Source organism: Rhodococcus sp. PBTS 1 (assembly GCF_001620025.1).
GTDB lineage: Bacteria > Actinomycetota > Actinomycetes > Mycobacteriales > Mycobacteriaceae > Rhodococcoides > Rhodococcoides kroppenstedtii.
Window position 1 is genome coordinate 3,195,532 of the sequence record NZ_CP015219.1, and the last position, 18,024, is coordinate 3,213,555.

Consider the following 18,024-nt stretch of genomic DNA (forward strand, 5'->3'; position numbering starts at 1 on the left):
GTCAACTCGTTCGTCCGAGGGAGCGGCGTCGATCGCCGGTCCGCTGGTAGAAGTCCATCGAGTCGGGCCGATCGATGGCGGTGCTCTGCGCCGGTGAGAGGGGAAGTCCACGCAAGGCGTTCTTGACCGGAACCTCCAGTTTCTTGCCGGTCGGAGTGTGCGGAATTCCGGGCGCGTGGATCACGTCGTCGGGCACGTGTCGTGGGGACACTCTGTCCCGCACGGCTTCCCGAATCTTCGCGGTCAGCGTCTCGTCGAGTTCGACGCCGTCGGCGAGGGTCACGAACATCGGCATCCAGTAGCCGCCGCCCGATTCCTCAAGTCCGACGACGAGCGCCTCGACCACGTCGGGGAGATCCTCGGCGGCCTGGCAGATGTCGGCGCTGCCCATGCGGATTCCGTGGCGGTTGAGTGTGGCGTCGGACCGACCATGGACGACGACCGATCCTCGACCGGTCACGGTGATCCAGTCGCCGTGCCGCCACACACCGGGAAGATACTCGAAATACGCTGCACGATAACGTTTGTCATCCGGATCGTTCCAGAACCCGGTGGGCATCGACGGCATCGGGCTGGTGATGACCAGCTCGCCGACCTGATCGGTCAGTGCCTCGCGCTCGTCCGACCATGCGTGCATGTCGACGCCGAGCCAGCGCGCAGCAATCTCGCCGGGCCTGCTGTCGACCCCCGGGACGCCGCCGGCGAATCCGCTGACCACGTCGGTTCCGCCGGTGGTGGAGCTGACAGCGACGCTCTCGCCCAATTGGTCGGCGACCCAGTGGTGAACGGCAGCGGTGAGGACGGATCCGGTACATCCGAGCACGCGCAGCGAACGTAGGTCGAATTCCGCTGCGGGGCGCAGTGCGACATCGCGGGAGGCGCTGAGGTATCCGGGGCTGACACCCAAATGGGTGATCCGGCCGCGTTCGGCGACGTTCCAGAGTGCGCGAACGGTGGGCGCTCCATCGAAGCAGTGCACGGTGGCTCCACAGAGGAGGCCGCCGAGGCGGAGGTTCCACATCATCCAGTTGAGCGTGGTGTACCAGAAGAACTGATCGCCGCCGTTCATGTCGAAGAACAGACGCAGGGTCTTCAGGTGCTCCGCGACGACCCCGGCGTGGCTGTGGACGATGCCCTTCGGGGGCCCGGTCGTGCCGGAGCTGAAGAGGACCCACAGTGGGTGCTCGGACGCCACCGAGGTCGGAGCGAACGCCCCACCCGGTTGACCGACGACGGCGGACTCCCAGGTCATGGCGTCGCTGCCCGGCACCGGTTCGTCTCCCACCACGATCGTCGCGCGCAGGCTCGGCAGACCGGCGCGGAGCGCGTCGACGTCGCGGATGCGGTCGATCCACCGGCCACGGTGGTGATGCCCGGATGCGGCGATCAGACAGACAGGTTCGAGTTGGTCGAACCGGGTGAGGGCCGCGTCCGCGGCCAGATCGGTTCCGCAGCCCGCCCAGACGGCTCCGAGACTGGCGGTGGCGAGAAACGCGACGATGGCTTCGGGGCGATCCGGCAGGTAGCCGACGACGCGGTCACCGATGGTCACCCCGGCGCGCGTCAACGATGCCGCGAGGGCGCTCACCTGCGCTTCGAGTTCGGTCCACGACACCGTCCGCGTCGTCCCGGTCTCGTCGTGGCCGACCACCGCGATTCCGGCACGCGGACGTGCGAAGACTCGGGACACGTAGTTCGTGCGTCCGCCGGGGAACCACGCGGCCCCGGGCATCGCCTTCCCGTCGGTGATCGCGCGGGGCGGCACGTCCCAGAACATGTCGCAGAACTCGGTGACCGCAGTCCAGAAGGCGTCGATGTCGCGGACGGACCACTCCCACAGGTCTGCATACGGCGCCCCGGGTTCGGGTCCACCGTGCGAGGCCGCCACGCGGGCGAAGTGGTGCAGAGCCGGTTCTCTCATCGGTTGCTCCTGACCGGGGTCCAGTCGCGATGCCGGCGGGTCCGACCGACCCGTGCTCGCGGCAGTGGTGTGGCGCCGACGCCCGCGACGACGGTGTTGCTCATGGCACCGATGCCGTCGGCGACGAGGGTGACGACGTCGCCGGGCCGCAGCGGGGGAACGTCGTCGGCGCTCGTGTGCGCCCAGTATTCGAGAAGGCAACCGCCGCCGCAGGTTCCGGATGCCAGGACGTCGCCGGGTCGGAGCTCGGTACCACGGGAGGCGAACGAGACCATCTCCTCGAAGGACCAGGCCATGTTCGCCGAATTGTCCCCGCCGGCCGGTAGCGGGACACCGTTCAGCTTCGCGTGGAGCTCGAGCGCGAGTCGGTCGTCCCGGCGATAGGGCTCCAGTTCGTCGGGGGTGACAATCCAGGGCCCGATCGAGTTGGCGAAGTCCTTGCCTTTGACCGGACCCATCCCGAACGGCACGACCGGGGCCATCAGGTCGCGGGCCGACCAGTCGTTGAACAGCGTGTATCCGCCGATGTGGTCGCGGGCTCGCTCCGGGGTCAGATCTCGCCCGGGCTTGCCGATCACGACGGCCAGTTCGAGTTCGAAGTCCAGCAGCTCGCAACCGGGTGGGACCGCGACCGTGGCGTCCGGCCCGACGACTGCATTGGTGTTGGAGAAGTAGAACAACGGCATCTCGTACCAGACCGGCAGGGGCGCGTGGGCACCGAGAAGCTTCAGACTGCCTTCGAGGTGTTCCTCGAAGGTCAGGAAATCGCGCAGGGTGGGGGGATCGACCGGTGCAAGCAGTCGAACCTCCGACAGCGGCAGCACCGGACCATCGGCGTTGCGTACGACCACGTTCCGGGCTTCGGATGGGGACGCGACGAGAAGATCCGTCGTCGAGACTGCGGTGGTGAGGGGCTGCACGTGGTCGCGATCGACCACCGCGACGCGGGCAGTGCCGCCCAGATCGATTCGAGCGATCTTCATCGGTTCACCGCGTCCTGTGCAGTGGCGGCGGCATGGAGTTCGAAGTCGGCGATGCGGCCGAATTGCTGCAGCCTGTTCTCGCGGGGGCGCGTGGGGTCCAGCTCCTGGTAGACGTTGAGAACGTTCGCGGCGATTCGACCCTGCTCCGACATGTCGGCGAACAGGCTCATGTCGATCGAGGCGACAGCGTCCTCCACGGTCAACCCTTGCTCGAAGCGTTCGACCGATTCCGCGTGGACGAAGTCGAGGTAGTCGCGCACCCGCGCCACCCCGGTCTTGTCGGTGAGGGGGCCGTGACCGGGGACGATCGCGACGAGCTCGAGGTCGAGGATCAGGTCGCACGCGGCGATGCACCGGCTGATGGGGCCTGCCCACACCAGTGGCGCGCCGCCGATGAAGAGGATGTCCCCCGTGTACACGACCTGCGCGTCGGGCACGTGGACCAGCAGGTCGCCCGGGGTGTGGGCGGGCCCGACCTGGATCAGTCGGACCTCGCGTCCACCCACGTCGAGAGAGAGTTCGTCGGTGAACGTTCGCGTGGGTGGGGTGGCGACGATGCCGGCGTGGTCGAAGTGTCCGCCGACTTGCCGGATGAAGTCGCCGACGTGGTCGTCGCGCCCCGACATCGCCACCATCTCGCTCACCGACGACGGCGTCATCAGTTCCGCGGCTGCCCGGGTGGCGACGATCTCCACACCGGGTCCCGCGACGAGTTGGTTGCCGAACCAGTGGTCACCGTCGGAGTGGGTGTTGACCAGCGTTCTGATCGGATGGCCCTGCAGCAGTGGCTTGTAGGCGGCGAGCATCTCGGCGGTGTGGGGCAGGTCGTAGAGGGTGTCGATCAGCAACGACGAGCCGGATCCCCGCACGAGCCCGGTGTTGCTCTCGCCCCATCGCCCCTCCGGTAGAAGCCAGGAGTGGCAGTCATGTCCGAGGTCGTACGGGCCCTTGGCGTAGGTCATTTCGACTCGCCCTCCGCCGGAACGACACGGACCGGCAACGTGTCGAACTTGTGCACCGTTTGGCTCGGGCTCCGGCGCGCCTCACCGGCCCGCTCGAATCGCGCCACCCGGCGCGCGAGTTCCGCCAACAGCGAGACCACCTCGAGTCGCGCGAAGGGCGAACCGAGGCACACGTGCAATCCGTTGCCGAACGCCAGGTGCGACTTGGCGTTCTCCCGCGTGATGTCGAGTCGATGCGGATCCGGGAACTGCAGTGGATCGCGGCTGGCGGCGGCGAGCATCACCGCGACGCGCGCGCCGGCCGGGATCTCGGCCCCGTCGACGTGCGCGGTGGTGCGGGTGCGGCGGAAGAATGCCTTGAACGGCGCACCGAAACGCAGCAGCTCCTCGGCGGCGTTCGGAATCAGATCGGGCCGGGACCGCAGCAGATCCCACTGATCGGGGTGGTCGACGAAGGCGTCGATCGCGTTGCCCAGCAGCGCGCCCGTGGAGTCGATTCCGGCCAACCACATCGACGCCAGCGTCATCAGTCGCTGGGAACCGTCCTCGTCGAGACGCCCGTCGTGACCCCCGGAGTCGACGATCAGGCGCCCGAGGCAGTGCGCGGGCATCGCCGGCAGCCCTTCCGTCGCCAACCAGGTCAGCGCTTCCATCACCGACTCCGAGTGCTGTTGCGTGCCGGCGGGTTCCTCTCCCCTGCTGGTGGCGTCGCTCCACTCCGCCAAGGCCTCGGCGGACGGTGGAGTGATTCCCGTCAACAGGGTCATGGCCTGATCGGGCATCGCCCGGGCGATCACCTCCACGGCATCGAACTCCCCCAGTTCGACGGCGTCGTGGGCGATCTCGGACGCGGCGTTCTCGACGCCGGGTGCGAAGGACTCGATGGCGCGCTTGGTGAACGACGGCTGCACCGACCGGCGAATCCGGTCGTGGAGCGGGGGGTCGTTCTCGATCAACGGGTAGCGCTCGGTCCGGGTGGACGGGACATTGAAGGTGACTCCGTCCCCGGAGACGAAGTCGGCGTGGTTGCGCAACACGGCAACGGCCTGCGCGTAGCCGGAGACCAACCAGACGTCGCGCCCGGGAACGTACACCACCGGGCCCTGCTGACGAAGGCGGTCGTAGAAGGCGTGCGGATCGGCCTGCGCACGAGGGGAATACGGATCGAGATCGCTGTTGGACGCGTCGATCGTCGAGGTTGCAATGGTCATGGGGTCCTGTCCGAACGTAAGTTGCACCCGAGTGCAGATGTGGGGTCGGTCATAGTTTGCACCTGGGTGCAACTACGATGCAAGGGACCCTTAAGAAAAGGTGGAAAATGGCACTCGAGCCGCCGCTACCGCTGACGAATCCGCGCGCAGCGCGGACGCGACGTTCCCTCTACGACGCCGCCGCGCGACTGTTCGTCGAGCAGGGGTACGAGGACACGACGATGGCCGAGATCGCGGCCGCAGCCGGGACGTCTCGGCGCACCGCGTTCAACCACTTCCCCAACAAGGGCGACATTCCGATGGTGTGGGTGCGGCAGATGGCCGACCGCGCCCTCGGCGAGATCGCCGACGCACCACGCGGTGACGTCGTCGACCGCATTCACGGCTACTTCCGGGTGATCAGCCGGTCGGTGGAGGCCGAGCCCGAGCTCAGTCGGCAGATGATGCTCGGGTGGACGGCGGCGCTCGGGCCGGCCCTGTACGAATCGCAACTACTCGCCGACGTCACCCCACTGCTGCATCAGGCGCAGGACGACGGGCAGATTCCCCGGGACGTGGACATTGCCGTGGCCGCTCGGGCGCTCAGCGACGTCCTTCAAGGTGCCGTATTCAGGTGGGTCCGCGAACCCGGAACCGACCTCGGCGATCGAGTCGACAGCGCGATCGCGCTGGTCCTCCGCGCCGTCGCCGCGCAGACCCCCGGCTCATAGCGGACCCACCGACGCGCCCGACCCGCACCGCCGTGACTCACGACGGACCGACCGACTCCGGGCCGGGATTCTCAGCTGTGGTGGTCAGGTCTTTCGCCGAACCGCTCCGCGTCACATACCCGACCCGAGACGATCACTGCGGATCCGGCCACGGCACGGTTGCCTGCAGCACTGCCTCGGACAACGCTTCGGTCCGCCACGCCGTCACACGCTGGTACTCCGGATCGGCGACCATCGCCGAGAACGCCGCACGAGAGGGGTACCGCACGAGCAGAACCGCATCCCACTGCCGACCGTTCTCGGCCACGAGTGCCGTGGAACAGTCGCCGGCATACAGAACCTCGGCTCCGCACTCGGGCAGGAACCTCTCGTGCAGCGCGGCAGCGTAGCGGTCGTAGAGCTCACGACCGCCTTCGGCGAAACGCAGCAGGTTGAGCATCACCACCGGTCCGCCGTCGTCGTCTGCAAGAAGTTGCTTCAGGTCCTTGCCACGGGGGTCGACAGCCATGACTCGATCCTGGCATCCGGGCGGCCACTCCGTGCGGACTTCCGAGGCACGAATGGAGCCCGCTGCCACGATCGAACCGACGACTCACCAGGCAGTCGGAACGGGTGGCACCACTGAATCGACCGTCGCAGCCCGCCACCGACGACCGCGCAACGCTGCGCGTACGAGCCGCCCCCACCGCCGCGACCGCCATCGGCCCGAAGGAGGAGAGGACACGCCCGCAGGTCGGATGTCACGGACTACGCACTAATTCGTCGATGGGCGGTGTCTGCGCCCTCCCGGTCGACAGTTGAAGCGCCGTCGCCGGCCGGCGCGGCTGCCGCGGAGGTGAGGAGTCCGGCGCCGCGAGAGGCTCTCTCGGCGGTCCGCGTTGCGGCGGCCGGCTTGCTGCGGGTCTGTCAGGATCGGCGTTGTGCCGAGTTCGAGCGCTTCCACGCGCGCCATGGTTGTGTCGGTGTTCGCGCGTCGGCCGGTCCAGCTCTATGCCCTCGGCATGGTGCTGGCGAACGTCATCGGAGCGTTCATCGTCTTCGGGCTGATCCGCTTCGTCCTCCCGCTGCCGATCGACTACCGGGACGTGCTGTCGGCCCGCAACTACATCACCTTCGCCGCGTACCTGCCCGTCGCCGTGGTCATCGGATTCGCCCTCGGAGTTCGCGCGGCCGAGCCTCTGTTCGGCTGGCTCGACCGCGGCGGTGAGCCGCACCTGCGCGAGTACCGCACCGCGCTGCGGCTGCCGATCCGTCAGGTGGCGGTGAACGGAACACTGTGGGTGGCCGGCGTACTGGTGTTCGTCGTCGTCAACGGCGCCGCCGGCGGGGGCCGCGATCTCCTGGTGGTGATCGCGATCGCCGTCGGCCTCGGCGGCGCGGCGACCTGCGCGATGGGATACGTGGTCGCGGAACGAACCCTGCGACCGATCGTCGCCGAGGTCATGGTGCGCGGTGTCCCGGGCCGCGCCACCGCCCCCGGTGTCACAACCCGCCTGCTGGCAATGTGGGGCCTGTCGACGGTGATCCCGCTGCTCGGATCCGGGTTGATCGCACTGGGGAGCATCCTGCACATCGTCATCCGACCCGGCGACGACATCGCCGGCGCCGTCCTGGCCCTGTCCCTGATCTCCCTCGCCGTCGGCGCCGGCGGCATGACGCTCACCGCGAAATCGATCGCCGATCCCGTCGACCAGATCACCACAGCCATGACGCGAGTGGAGGACGGCACGTACGACGTCCGAGTCCCGGTCTACGACGGCTCCGAAGTGGGCCGACTCCAGGTCGGCTTCAACCGCATGGCCGCGACGATCGGTGAACGCGAACACGTCCGCGAACTGTTCGGCATGCACGTCGGCGACGCCGTCGCCGCACGAGCGCTGGCCGACGAGCCCACCCTGGGCGGTGAGATCCGGTCCGTTGGTGTCCTGTTCATCGACGTCGTCGGCTCCACCGCACTGGCGCAACGACTCTCGCCGGAGGAGGTCGTCGACCTGTTGAACGGGTTCTTCGACCGCGTCGTCCAGGTCGCGGCCGACCACGACGGGTTCGTCAACAAATTTCAGGGGGACGCTGCGCTGGTGATCTTCGGTGCTCCGCTCCCCCACCCCGATGCGGCCGGAGCGGCGATGCGGGCCGCCCGCGATCTGGCGCGCCTGGTGCCCTTCGGCGGGCGACTCGACGTCGGCATCGGCGTGACCTACGGACCGTGCCTGGCCGGCAACGTCGGCGCGGCAAAGCGATTCGAATACACCGTCATCGGCGACCCGGTGAACGAAGCTGCCCGCCTGAGCGATGCCGCCAAGACCACGGACGCGCGGGCACTGGCGTCGTCGGACGCCGTCGACGCAGCGGACCCGACCGAGGCATCGGAGTGGGACGACGACGCCGAGCTCGAACTACGCGGGCGCGCGGGGCCCACGAGGACGGCCCGCCCACGCACCGCTCCATGACGTCCGTCTCGTTCGTCGACGCGACGGATGAGGATGGACCACGGTTCGTCGTGAGTGGGGTGATCGACGGCCGGCCGGAGTCGAAGACGCGGATGAGCATGAGCTTCACGGCCTGGAGCAGACTCGACGTCACCGACGGACCGCGCCGACGTGGGTTGTGGGCGAGCGAAGCGACGCGCCGGGTCGATCCGCAGGGATCGATGCGGTCAGGCCGGCGTCCGACCCGCGCACTTGGACGTCGTGGATCCCCACGTCCAGTCCTTCACCTCGGGCATGTCTTCGAGATGCTCGACGACGTAGGACCGGTGGCGCTCCAACTGGGTTCGGCAGTAATCGGCCAGATCGGTACTACGTTCGGGAACGCGTCGGGAGCGTCGCAGTGCGTCGAGTACGAGGTGGTAGCGGCTCATCTCGTTGACGACCACCATGTCGAACGGCGTGGTGGTCGTCCCCTGTTCGCTGAAGCCGTGCACGTGGAACCGTGCGGCACCCGTGCGTCCATGCAGGAGTTCGTGCACCGCGCGGGAATACCCGTGGAAGGCGAAAATCACATCGGTGTCCGCCGTGAAGAGCTCGATGAACGCCACCTCCGACAGACCGTGGGGGTGATCCCGCACCGGCATCAGCGCCAGCAAGTCGACCACGTTCACCACCCGCACCCGGAGATACGGAACCCATTCGCGCAGCAGTTCCGCTGCGGCCAGGACCTCCTGCGTCGGAACGTCACCGGCGCTCGCGAGCACGATGTCCGGACTGTCTGGCACCTCGGGCCGATCGGCGGTCGTCGCCTCGGTTCCTGCCCATTCCCAGATCGACGCCCCGCGGGCACAGTGCTCGTGGGCCTCCTCCAGGGTGAGATACTGCAGGTGCTCCTGCTTGTCCACGACGATGAGATTCACGTGGTCGCGGCTGCGCAGGCAGTGATCGGAGATGGACAGGAGCGTATTGGCGTCCGGCGGCAGCCACACGCGGACCACCTCGGACGAGAGCGGGATGGCGGCGTCGATCATGCCGGGGCCCTGGTGGCTGAACCCGTTGTGGTCGTTGCGCCAGCAGGTACTGGTCAGCAGGATGTTGAGCGACGCGACGGGTTCCCGCCAGCGCAGGTCGCGGGCGTGCTGAAGCCACTTGACGTGCTGGATCATCATCGAGACGCTCACCATTGCAAAGGCCTCGTAGCTGGCGAAGAGACCGTGCCCGCCTGCGAGCAGGTATCCCTCCAGCCATCCCTGACACAGGTGTTCGCTGAGCACCTCCATCACCCGGCCGTCCGGCGAGAGCGCCGTGTCCCACTCGGTGGTCGGCAGCTGCCAACAGCGATCGGTCGCGTCGAACACGGCGTCGAGTCGGTTGCTGGCCGTCTCGTCGGGACAGAAGAGTCGGAAGGAGCCGCCGCCGTCCTTGGTGGTGTTGCGCGAGTAGATGTCTCGTAGCAGTTCGCCGAGGACCTTGGTCGTCCCGTGGAACGTGGTGCCGGGTGCGGGTACGTCCAAGGCGTAGGCGTCCAGCGGGGGGACGGTCAACGGTGTGAGGAGTCGTCCGCCGTTCGCGTAGGGAGTCGAGCCCATGCGCTTGTCGCCCGACGGTGCCAGCGCGGCAAGTTCGTCCACCAGCGTGCCGTTCTCGTCGAAGAGCGTCTCCGGGCGGTACGACGCCAACCAGTCCTGCAGGAGCCGTAAGTGTTCGGGGTTGTCCCGCACCCCGGACAGGGGAACTTGATGCGCCCTGTTCGTTCCCTCCACGAGAACGCCGTCCACCTCGTGCGGACCGGTCCACCCCTTGGGCGTACGCAGTACGATGGCCGGCCAGCGCACGCGCTCCCCGGATCCGGATCGTGCGGCGTGCTGAGCCTCCCGAATCGTCTCGTGGGCTTCCCGGACGGCCCGCTCCAGATTGCGGAACACCCGGTGCGGATCGTCGCCTTCCACGACGACGGGTGCCCATCCCTGTCCCGAGAGATAGTGCGCCACATCCTCGTCCGAGGTCCGACCGAGGACGGTCGGTCCCGCGATCTTCGCATCGTTGAGATGCAGAATCGGGAGTACCGCGCCATCGCGACGGGGGTTGAGAAAGGCCGGCAGTTTCCACGACGCCGACAGCGGACCTGTCTCCGCCTCGCCGTCCCCGATGACGCATGCGACGGTGAGGTCCGGCCGGTCGAAGGCGGCGCCCGCGGCGTGCACGAGGGCGTAGCCCAGTTCGCCGCCCTCGTGGATGCTGCCCGGCGTGGGCACGCTGACGTGGCTGGGAATTCCACCGGGCGAGGAGAACTGGCGGCACAGGACGCGGACGCCCTCGGCGTCGCGAGCGACCGTCGGGTAGATCTCGCTGTACGTGCCCTCGAGGTACGTCGAGGCGACGAGTGCGGGACCGCCATGGCCGGGACCGGTGACGTAGAGCCAGTCGGTATCGGTGCGGCGGATGTGCCGGTTCAGGATCGTGTAGATCATCGACAGGCCGGGGCTGGTGCCCCAGTGCCCGAGAAGCCGGGGCTTGATGTGCTCCGGCCGCAGTGGTTCCCGGAGCAGCGTGTTGTCCTGCAGGTAGATTTGCGCGACTGTCAGATAGTTCGCTGCGGCCCACCAGCGCAGGTCGAGCTCCAGGTCATGGTCCTCGTACGGCATGTGCAGTCCTCTCCCGATCGGGCGGACCCGCTCGTCGGACAGTGGCCTACCCTCCGTGCACGGTTCCATGCATCACGACGAGTGCAGGTCATCGTCAGCAGCTGTGGGCATCGTGGATTTCACTACGACGCAGAGTCGACCACCGCGGAGGTGATCGACTGCTGCCGTGCGGGATCTGCGCAGCAGAGTTCGCGCGACAGCAGCCAACCTCCGATGAATGTCGGCCCGGGTGTGCATCGAACCTCCTCACGCCGTGACGAGTACGAGCGATGCGCTGCCCACGGCCGCGCCGCCGGTGAGCCCCATCGCCTCGACGCCGTCGACACAGCCCACTCGACACCCGAATCCACCGCGACAGCGCCAGGGCTCCATCTCGACCGAGACCGTCACTGGTGACCGCCCACCTCGGCGGCGTGTTTGGGACCGACGAGGCGTGCAAGCCCCGAAGCGCCGCCGCCCTCCGTGCGGCGTCGAACGGAGCACCGAGCGGTGCTCGGCAACGATTCGAGGCGGTGAGAAACAGTGGCCGGTGTCCCGACAGTGGGCGTCGAAGAAGAGTTCTTCCTGGTCGACCCCGTGACATCTCGCCTAGTCGACTGCAACGGCGCTGTCGCCGACCGAGGCCGGGCCACCGGTGTCGACGTCGTCAGCGAGCTGACTCGGTACCAGGTGGAGACCAACTCCCGTCCCGAACGCGACATGCATCGGCTACGCCGGCTTCTCGCCGCCTCCCGTCGCGGCCTGTCGGCTGCGGCGCACAGTTGCGGTGTCGCGGTGCTCGCCGCGGGGGTGTGCCCCACTCCCGCGCCCGAGCGTGGGCCGGCAGCGATCAGTGACACCTCTCGGTACCACCGCCTCGCCGAGACTCACGGTGCCCTCGCGTTCGCGGATCCGTGCTGTGGATGCCACATCCACGTCGAGATGCCGGACAGAGCGACAGCGATCGGAGTCAGCAATCATCTGCGGCCCTGGCTTCCGGTATTGCTGGCGCTCACGGCGAACTCGGCCATCCACGACGGGGTCGATACCCGGCACCGGAGTTGGCGTTCGGTGCTGTGGGGTCGATGGCCCACAGCAGGCCCTCCGCCGGTCCATCGCTCACCGGAGCATTTCGACGAGACCGTGCGGATGCTGATCGACTGCGGCGCGATCCTCGACGAGGCGTCCCTGTACTGGGATATCCGACCCAGCGCACACCACCCGACCATCGAGATACGCGTCAGTGACATTCCGGCCACCGTCGAGGAAACCGTCCTGCTGGCCGCGTTGGTGCGTGCGCTCGCCACGACCGCTCGGTGGGCGCACGACGCCGGTCGACCAGCACCCGAACCGCAATTCCTCGACATGGCCTACCGCTGCGCCCAACACGGTGGAATGGACGGCACAGCACTCGACCCGATGACCGGCACCGCTGTCACCCCCACACAGATGCTCGATCGACTGCTGGCCACGGTGCGCCCAGCGCTCCTCGCAACAGGCGACGACATCATCGTCCGCGAGCTGTCAAGAACGATCGCTCGCCGCGGTGGCACCGGCGCTGCTCGGCAGCGGGCGATCTACACCGAAACGAAGGACAGCGCCCGGGTCGTGCGTTCGGCTCTCCTGCCCACGCCTGAGAGGCCATCGGCGCGGCGGGCCCCAGCACCCGATACGTGAGACAGCGCAGCTCACGACGCATCCAGTCGACGAAAACCACCGTGGTGACCGACGAGATGGGCGGTGGAGTCGTCTTCGTCCGCGACAGTGTCGTGACGGGCTCCCTGCCCGCCGGCCCGGTACAGCCGGGCGGCGTCGCCGTCGGCGACTACGCAGCAGCCGCGGACGTGCAGGGCAACGGCATCTGGATCTACAGCGGGCCGAAGCAGGAACTGGTCGGGCAAGGGCCTCTGGGGACGACGCTGACGCAGCGACGTCGCTCGGCACCGACCTCGCCCCGCATCGTGACCGATCTGCCGTCGGTGCGCCGGGCGAACTCCGTGGCGGTGGATCCGCGGTCCGGAAACATCCTGGTGACGGGCAGCGACCCGGGCTCCGAGTCGAGTCTGCAGATCATCCCTGCCGGCAGTGTCGACGTCCCGTGACACGAACTCGTCACGGCGTTCGGCTCACCCGATCATCCCGTGGTGAAGACTCTCCTCAGACCGACGAAGCGCACCACCGTGGCCACGATGTTCGCGGCAACGAGAACGGTCACCTCCACTGCACGTGACGGGTCGAGCACCCACCCGTGCAGAGCAACCAGTGAGCCGCTGGTCACCGCCAGGCCGAGGGCGAACACGACGAGCCCCTGAGCGTAGTGACGGGCGATGCCGGCGTTCCCCCGGATCCCGAAGGTGAACCGCCGATTGGCCGCCGTGTTCGCGAGGGCAGACAGCAGCAGCGCGAGCACATTCGCCACCTGGGATGACATGACGGTGCGGAACGCGACGAACAACACCAGATACGCGGCGGCACTTGCGCCACCGACGAGGTAGAACCGGAACAGCACGCTGCGGTACCAGGGGCCGGTCACCGATCTCTCACTGATCGCGACTCGTCGACCAGGGGTCCGGTCAGCGCGGCCACGGAGCGGGCGAATTCGCTGTCCGGGCGGCACAGTCGTGCAATCGGGGCGAGATCGTCGAGTTCATCGGCGTCGCGCAGAGTCGGTGCGTCGCCGACGACTAGTCCGGCTCGCTGCAGAGCATCCTCGGTGTCGTCTCCGGTCCGGTCGGTGGACATCCGCACAGCTCGCAACGCGTGTGCTCGGGATGCGTCGTGCAGTCCGAGCACCCACCACCCCCCGTCCTCGGCGCGGCCCAGAATCGCGGACAACGGTGCCAGCGCTTCGCCGACGCCGGCCAACATCGCCGACTGAACCTGCGGGGTGTCCATGCCGATCTGCACGACGGGGCCGGACCCGGCGGCGTCGATGTGCGCATGGATCAGCCGGTCCGCGAAGTCGTCCCCGCGCTGATCGACGATCCTGAAGTCGGCCAACGACTTCCGGATGTCCCGGCTGCGTACGGCGTCGTCGAGGTCGCCGGTCATCGCGACGACCTTCCGAGCGAACGGGGCCTGCCGCGCCGCTGCCAGTGTGTCGAGCAGAGCGGCCGCCGCGACGGATGCGGCGTCCACGGCGGTCATCGACGCCATCAGCCGAGTCTTGGCGAAACCCGGGACCGGCGCTTTCGCGATGACGAGCAGCGTCGCGTCGATCACGGGATCACCTTCGCGAAGTCGTAGACGGCGACGACGGTGCCGCGGACGGACCCCGACACCTTCGACACGCCCCCGGTCCGAGGACGGTAGGTGATATCGCGTTCCGCGATCACCCACCCGGCGCGGGCAGCGAGAACCAGCAGCTGCAGCGGATAGCCGGAACGTCGGTCGCGAATGTCGAGGGCGAGCAGATCATCGCGGCGGGCCACCCGAACAGCGCCGATGTCGTGAACATCGATGTGCAATCGCGAGCGCAGACGCCGAGCGATCACCGCATTGCCCAGACGGGCGTGCCAGGGCCAGCCGCTGCGGTGCACCGGGCGGCGCCGCCCGACCACGAGCTGCGCGGCACCCAGCGCCGCGACGAGGTCGGGCAGTTCGGCCGGGTCCATCGACCCGTCCCCGTCCATGACGGCCACGACCGTCGTTCGCGCGGCGGTGACGCCGGCGTGCACGGCGGAGCCGTACCCGGGCACCGCCTCCGCGACCACGTCGGCCCCGTGTGCGCGGGCCACGTCCGCTGTGCCGTCGGTCGAGCCGTTGTCGACCACCAGTCGGTGATAGCCGTCGGGCACGGCGCCGAGAACACCGGGGAGAGACTGCGCTTCGTTGCGGCACGGGAACACGACGGTGACATCGGACGGGTCGGTCATCGTCACACCACCGGAGCCGAGCCGTCGGACGCCGCACGGAGCGGGGCGAAGGCGAAACGCGTCAGACCCTCCTCCGGACCGATGGCGGCTCGGAAACCGAGAACGTCGTCGGCCAGGACGGCGCCGGCAACGATGTGGCGTACGTCCCCGGGCCGAAATTGTCCGGTCACCGTCGGTTCGATGCCCCCGCCGTGCGCGCGGCAGAGGATGCGAGCCACGTCGCCGATCGAGATCGGGTGTCCCGAACAGACGTTGCAGGCCACGAATCCCTCACCGGCCCTGTCGAGTGCGGCGACGTTGGCGGCGGCGACGTCTCGGACATCGACGAAATCGCGCATCTGCGCTCCGTCCTCGTACACCGTCGGCGGCTCGCCGGATTCGAGCGAGGACCGGAACATCGCTGCCACCCCCGAATACGGTGTGTCGCGGGGCATTCGGTCGCCGTAGACGTTGTGATACCGCAGCGCCGTGACCGTTCCACCCGTCGCCAGCGACCACGCGAGGGCGTAGTTTTCCTGCGCGAGTTTGCTTGCTGCGTAGAGACTCCGGGGTTCCAGGGGCGCGCTCTCGTCGACGGTCTCCCACGTCACCTGCTCGCCGCCCTCCGGACATGTCGCGTCGAAGACGCCGTTCCGCAGATCGGACGGTTGCCGGTGCCGTGGTCGCACGATGCCGTGCGTCGGGCAGCGGTAGCGACCTTCCCCGTAGACGACCATGGACGAGGCGAGCACGAGGTTCCGACACCGGGCTCGGGTCATGGCGGCGAGGACTTCGGCGGTGCCCAGATCGTTGTGGCTGGCGTAGGCGGGGGCATCGGCCATGCTCACACCGGCGCCGACGACGGCGGCCTGATGGCACACCGCGTCGACTCCCACCATGACCTCGTCCAGAGCGTCGGGGTCACGGACGTCGACCGTCGTGACCCTCGACGTCCGGCGCGGCGCCGAGCCGTGGGCCGAGGGCAACAATGCATCGACCGCCGTGACGTCGTGCCCGGCGGCGAGGAGCGCCTCGTGGATGTGCTCACCGATGAAACCGGCTGCGCCGGTCAGTAATACGTGCACTGTGTGCTCCTGTTCTCGTTCGGGGAAGCGGCGCTGGTCACCAGTTCGTGTACGTCAGGTGGTTGATCGCCAAGGCCAGCGCGACCTGTGCCGACAACCAGAACCTCACGGAACGGTCCCCGATCGAGACCGTGGCAACCGTCAGCCACACCTGGAACGGCAACCAGATACGTTCGGTCTCCGCCTTGCTCAGCCTGCTCAGATCGGCGAAGGCCACCGCCAGCAGTGCCGCGGCCACGAGCAGCGTCACCGGCTCGGCCCGTCGCAGACGGGGCAGGGACACCACCCGCGACAGCGCGGCGGGCACCGCGAGCCCGACGGCGCACACCAGGGCTGCGATGTTGGCCCAGCTCCAGTACTGGAACGGGCGTGCGGAGGCGATTCCCTGCCAATACCGCTCCTGGACGGCTACGTATCCGTCGAACCACCAGAAACCCGACGCGGTGAAGATGGCGGCGACGACGAGTGCGCCGCCGACTGCCGGTATCAGAGGGCGGACGCGGCGAGAGGCGATCAGAACCGCCACAGCCGGCAGGGCCATCAAAGTGAGCCCGTAATTCAGATAGACCGCGAATCCGAGCAGGACACCCGCCGCGACGCCCGCGACATCGTGTCGCGGGCGTCGCCCGGTGGCTGCGACAGCGAGAAGCGCGACACCCCAGGCAGAGACGCCCGTGAAGAACCCATCCGCGGAGACACCGATCCAGATCGCACTCGGCGCAATCACGGCGAACGGAACCAGCCGTCGAGCTCGATCGCGGCCGACGAGTGCGGCCACCGCGACGGCAGTGGCGACAGCAGCGGACGACCCGACGATCACGCACAACCACGCTGCCGCCGCACCTCCCCCGAGTCCGAGACGGTCCAACCACACGAACGTCAGAATCGCGCCGGGCGGATGACCGGAGACGTGGGTGGCCCAGGAGTCGGCCTGGCCGTCGACGATGCGGTCGGAGAAGCCGCGCAGCATCGCACCGATGTCGTCGATCCCACCGACCTCGGACAGGTACTCGTCGCGGGAGGTCAGCCGGTCGACGAAGCCCCGCTGCCAGCCGTCCACCGCCGCGAGACCGACGATCCAGACCAGGGACGCAGCCCAAACCGACGCCATGAGCGGCCACCACGACAGACGCGACGCCACCGACGGACCGGCGATCACCACCAGAACGCCCACGACGACCGCGACCGGGGTCCCCGGCCCCACGTGGGCGCCCCACTGTCCGAAGAGCGGTGCCAACGCGGCGAAGTCGTCGAAGGTGAAACCCATTCCGTCGAGCAGCGGGGTGACGACCTCGTTTCGCCGTTGTGCCACCACGACCGCAGCGACGACCAACACGGCGGCGAGGACGGCACCGATCAGCTCCGGAACGCGCGGAGTCCACCCCCGGCGCACTGCGAGACCGCGGCTCGACCGAGTACGGGTGTCGGCGTCCGTCACGCGATGGTTCCGCCGACCGCGTCGTGAGGAGGCTTGACGAACCGAACGAAGTGCCGCCGGGAGACCGACACGGATTCGCTGTACGCCAGTCCGGCCGCGGCAGCGAGGGGGATCAGCGCCGCGGCGTCGATACGGGCCCAGTCGTACCACGGCCCCACCGAACCATGGCCTTCGATACGAAGGCACTCGGTGACCGAACCCGTTCCCGGGGAGTCGACTTCGACGAGCACGGAGCCACTGTCGCACGCGATCTCGTACGCCCGACCGATGACACGGCCGGGGTCGCCGTCGATACCGATGTTGCCGTCGACGAGAAGCACCGTGTCCCAGTGCCCTTCGTGCGGGACGGTATCGAAGATGTCCGCCAGCACCGTTTTGGCTCCGCGCTCTCGGCCCAGCGCTACAGCCGCCGGCGAGGTGTCCACCCCCATGGCCGAGATTCCTCGACGTCGCAGTTCCTCGACCAACCGGCCAGGCCCGCACGCCAGGTCGATCGTCCGACCACGACACAACCCGAGCAACATTTCGTCCACGGCACGGTCGTCCGCGTTGGCACGGTCACCGCCGAGCCAGCGGTCGATCGGCAACTGGTGCCGGGGTCCGTCTCGATGGCGCACCCACCAGACGCCACCGGTGACCGCGGGGTCGAACAGCGCGTCGAAACAGCTGGGATCTTCACCTGCCGATGTCGTCGTCACAGTGCCCTTTCATGAAGCATCGAACCCCGACGCCGACATGGTCCAGCTCACACAGATCGAATGGTTTTCGATGCCCATTAGGCGGCCCGGGCAAACCCGAGGAACGCGC

General features: G+C 68.3%; 17 protein-coding genes. 4 read left to right on the forward strand and 13 right to left on the reverse strand.

The window, feature by feature from the left end:
- Position 1 precedes the first annotated feature (1 nt).
- From A3Q40_RS14645 to A3Q40_RS14660, 4 genes are read right to left on the reverse strand one after another with little or no spacing between them, the layout of a single operon-like run.
- Positions 2–1,921, reverse strand: a complete 1,920-nt coding sequence (locus tag A3Q40_RS14645) for an acetoacetate--CoA ligase (protein WP_068103229.1) — start codon at positions 1,919–1,921, stop codon at positions 2–4.
- Complete coding sequence (locus A3Q40_RS14650) at positions 1,918–2,904, reverse strand: fumarylacetoacetate hydrolase family protein (protein WP_068103231.1); 987 nt, start codon at positions 2,902–2,904, stop codon at positions 1,918–1,920. Before A3Q40_RS14650 ends, A3Q40_RS14645 begins: the two co-directional genes overlap by 4 nt.
- Complete coding sequence (locus A3Q40_RS14655) at positions 2,901–3,866, reverse strand: MBL fold metallo-hydrolase (protein ID WP_068103232.1); 966 nt, start codon at positions 3,864–3,866, stop codon at positions 2,901–2,903. Before A3Q40_RS14655 ends, A3Q40_RS14650 begins: the two co-directional genes overlap by 4 nt.
- Complete coding sequence (locus A3Q40_RS14660) at positions 3,863–5,077, reverse strand: cytochrome P450 (RefSeq protein WP_068103234.1); 1,215 nt, start codon at positions 5,075–5,077, stop codon at positions 3,863–3,865. The genes A3Q40_RS14655 and A3Q40_RS14660 overlap by 4 nt, the downstream gene beginning before the upstream one ends.
- Before the next feature lie 107 nt (positions 5,078–5,184).
- Here A3Q40_RS14660 and A3Q40_RS14665 point away from each other — a divergent pair, with 107 nt between their 5' ends.
- Positions 5,185–5,787, forward strand: a complete 603-nt coding sequence (locus tag A3Q40_RS14665) for a TetR/AcrR family transcriptional regulator (RefSeq protein WP_068103236.1) — start codon at positions 5,185–5,187, stop codon at positions 5,785–5,787.
- 133 nt (positions 5,788–5,920) lie between these two features.
- On the opposite strand, the gene A3Q40_RS14670 is transcribed toward A3Q40_RS14665, so the two are convergent.
- Positions 5,921–6,295, reverse strand: a complete 375-nt coding sequence (locus tag A3Q40_RS14670; RefSeq protein WP_068103238.1) for a DUF1330 domain-containing protein — start codon at positions 6,293–6,295, stop codon at positions 5,921–5,923.
- Positions 6,296–6,749: 454 nt separating this feature from the next.
- Here A3Q40_RS14670 and A3Q40_RS14675 point away from each other — a divergent pair, with 454 nt between their 5' ends.
- On the forward strand, positions 6,750–8,237 hold the full coding sequence (locus A3Q40_RS14675) for an adenylate/guanylate cyclase domain-containing protein (protein WP_162269853.1): 1,488 nt from the start codon (positions 6,750–6,752) through the stop codon (positions 8,235–8,237).
- A 206-nt stretch (positions 8,238–8,443) separates the two neighbouring features.
- Here A3Q40_RS14675 and A3Q40_RS14680 read toward each other — a convergent pair whose 3' ends face one another.
- Positions 8,444–10,861: a phosphoketolase family protein gene (locus A3Q40_RS14680; RefSeq protein WP_068103242.1), complete on the reverse strand. Its 2,418-nt coding sequence runs from the start codon at positions 10,859–10,861 to the stop codon at positions 8,444–8,446.
- Between the two features lie 246 nt (positions 10,862–11,107).
- Positions 11,108–11,251 carry a hypothetical protein gene (locus tag A3Q40_RS20895; protein WP_235606315.1) on the reverse strand — a complete coding sequence of 48 codons (144 nt, stop codon included), beginning with the start codon at positions 11,249–11,251 and terminating at the stop codon, positions 11,108–11,110.
- A gap of 150 nt (positions 11,252–11,401) precedes the next feature.
- On the opposite strand from A3Q40_RS20895, the gene A3Q40_RS14685 reads away from it, so the two are divergent.
- Positions 11,402–12,517 carry a carboxylate-amine ligase gene (locus A3Q40_RS14685; protein WP_068103244.1) on the forward strand — a complete coding sequence of 372 codons (1,116 nt, stop codon included), beginning with the start codon at positions 11,402–11,404 and terminating at the stop codon, positions 12,515–12,517.
- A gap of 41 nt (positions 12,518–12,558) precedes the next feature.
- The gene (locus A3Q40_RS14690; protein WP_157889603.1) at positions 12,559–12,942 is read left to right on the forward strand and encodes a hypothetical protein; all 384 of its coding nucleotides are present in this window, start codon (positions 12,559–12,561) and stop codon (positions 12,940–12,942) included.
- 32 nt (positions 12,943–12,974) lie between these two features.
- Here the strand turns inward: A3Q40_RS14690 and A3Q40_RS14695 are convergent, their stop codons facing one another.
- Genes A3Q40_RS14695 through A3Q40_RS14720 form a run of 6 tightly spaced genes read right to left on the reverse strand, consistent with a single transcriptional unit; the run spans position 12,975 to position 17,834 of the window.
- Positions 12,975–13,373: a GtrA family protein gene (locus A3Q40_RS14695; protein WP_068103247.1), complete on the reverse strand. Its 399-nt coding sequence runs from the start codon at positions 13,371–13,373 to the stop codon at positions 12,975–12,977.
- Entirely contained in the window at positions 13,370–14,062 is a 693-nt protein-coding gene (locus A3Q40_RS14700; protein WP_068103249.1) for a TIGR04282 family arsenosugar biosynthesis glycosyltransferase, read from the reverse strand. The genes A3Q40_RS14695 and A3Q40_RS14700 overlap by 4 nt, the downstream gene beginning before the upstream one ends.
- Positions 14,059–14,715, reverse strand: coding sequence for a glycosyltransferase family 2 protein (locus A3Q40_RS14705; RefSeq protein ID WP_068103251.1), 657 nt, complete (start codon positions 14,713–14,715; stop codon positions 14,059–14,061). Before A3Q40_RS14705 ends, A3Q40_RS14700 begins: the two co-directional genes overlap by 4 nt.
- Before the next feature lie 2 nt (positions 14,716–14,717).
- Positions 14,718–15,779 carry an NAD-dependent epimerase/dehydratase family protein gene (locus tag A3Q40_RS14710; protein ID WP_068103252.1) on the reverse strand — a complete coding sequence of 354 codons (1,062 nt, stop codon included), beginning with the start codon at positions 15,777–15,779 and terminating at the stop codon, positions 14,718–14,720.
- Positions 15,780–15,816: 37 nt separating this feature from the next.
- Positions 15,817–17,172 (reverse strand): hypothetical protein, encoded by a 1,356-nt coding sequence (locus A3Q40_RS14715; protein ID WP_068106324.1) that lies wholly within the window; start codon positions 17,170–17,172, stop codon positions 15,817–15,819.
- 41 nt (positions 17,173–17,213) lie between these two features.
- Entirely contained in the window at positions 17,214–17,834 is a 621-nt protein-coding gene (locus A3Q40_RS14720; protein WP_157889604.1) for a class I SAM-dependent methyltransferase, read from the reverse strand.
- Positions 17,835–18,024: the final 190 nt, after the last annotated feature.

Excerpts from the sequence above, each read along its gene's own strand:
- A3Q40_RS14645 (WP_068103229.1), bottom strand. The coding sequence starts at position 1,921 with ATGAGAGAACCGGCTCTGCACCACTTCGCCCGCGTGGCGGCCTCGCAC.
- A3Q40_RS14650 (WP_068103231.1), bottom strand. The coding sequence starts at position 2,904 with ATGAAGATCGCTCGAATCGATCTGGGCGGCACTGCCCGCGTCGCGGTG.
- A3Q40_RS14655 (WP_068103232.1), bottom strand. The coding sequence starts at position 3,866 with ATGACCTACGCCAAGGGCCCGTACGACCTCGGACATGACTGCCACTCC.
- A3Q40_RS14660 (WP_068103234.1), bottom strand. The coding sequence starts at position 5,077 with ATGACCATTGCAACCTCGACGATCGACGCGTCCAACAGCGATCTCGAT.
- A3Q40_RS14665 (WP_068103236.1), top strand. The coding sequence starts at position 5,185 with ATGGCACTCGAGCCGCCGCTACCGCTGACGAATCCGCGCGCAGCGCGG.
- A3Q40_RS14670 (WP_068103238.1), bottom strand. The coding sequence starts at position 6,295 with ATGGCTGTCGACCCCCGTGGCAAGGACCTGAAGCAACTTCTTGCAGAC.
- A3Q40_RS14680 (WP_068103242.1), bottom strand. The coding sequence starts at position 10,861 with ATGCCGTACGAGGACCATGACCTGGAGCTCGACCTGCGCTGGTGGGCC.
- A3Q40_RS14705 (WP_068103251.1), bottom strand. The coding sequence starts at position 14,715 with ATGACCGACCCGTCCGATGTCACCGTCGTGTTCCCGTGCCGCAACGAA.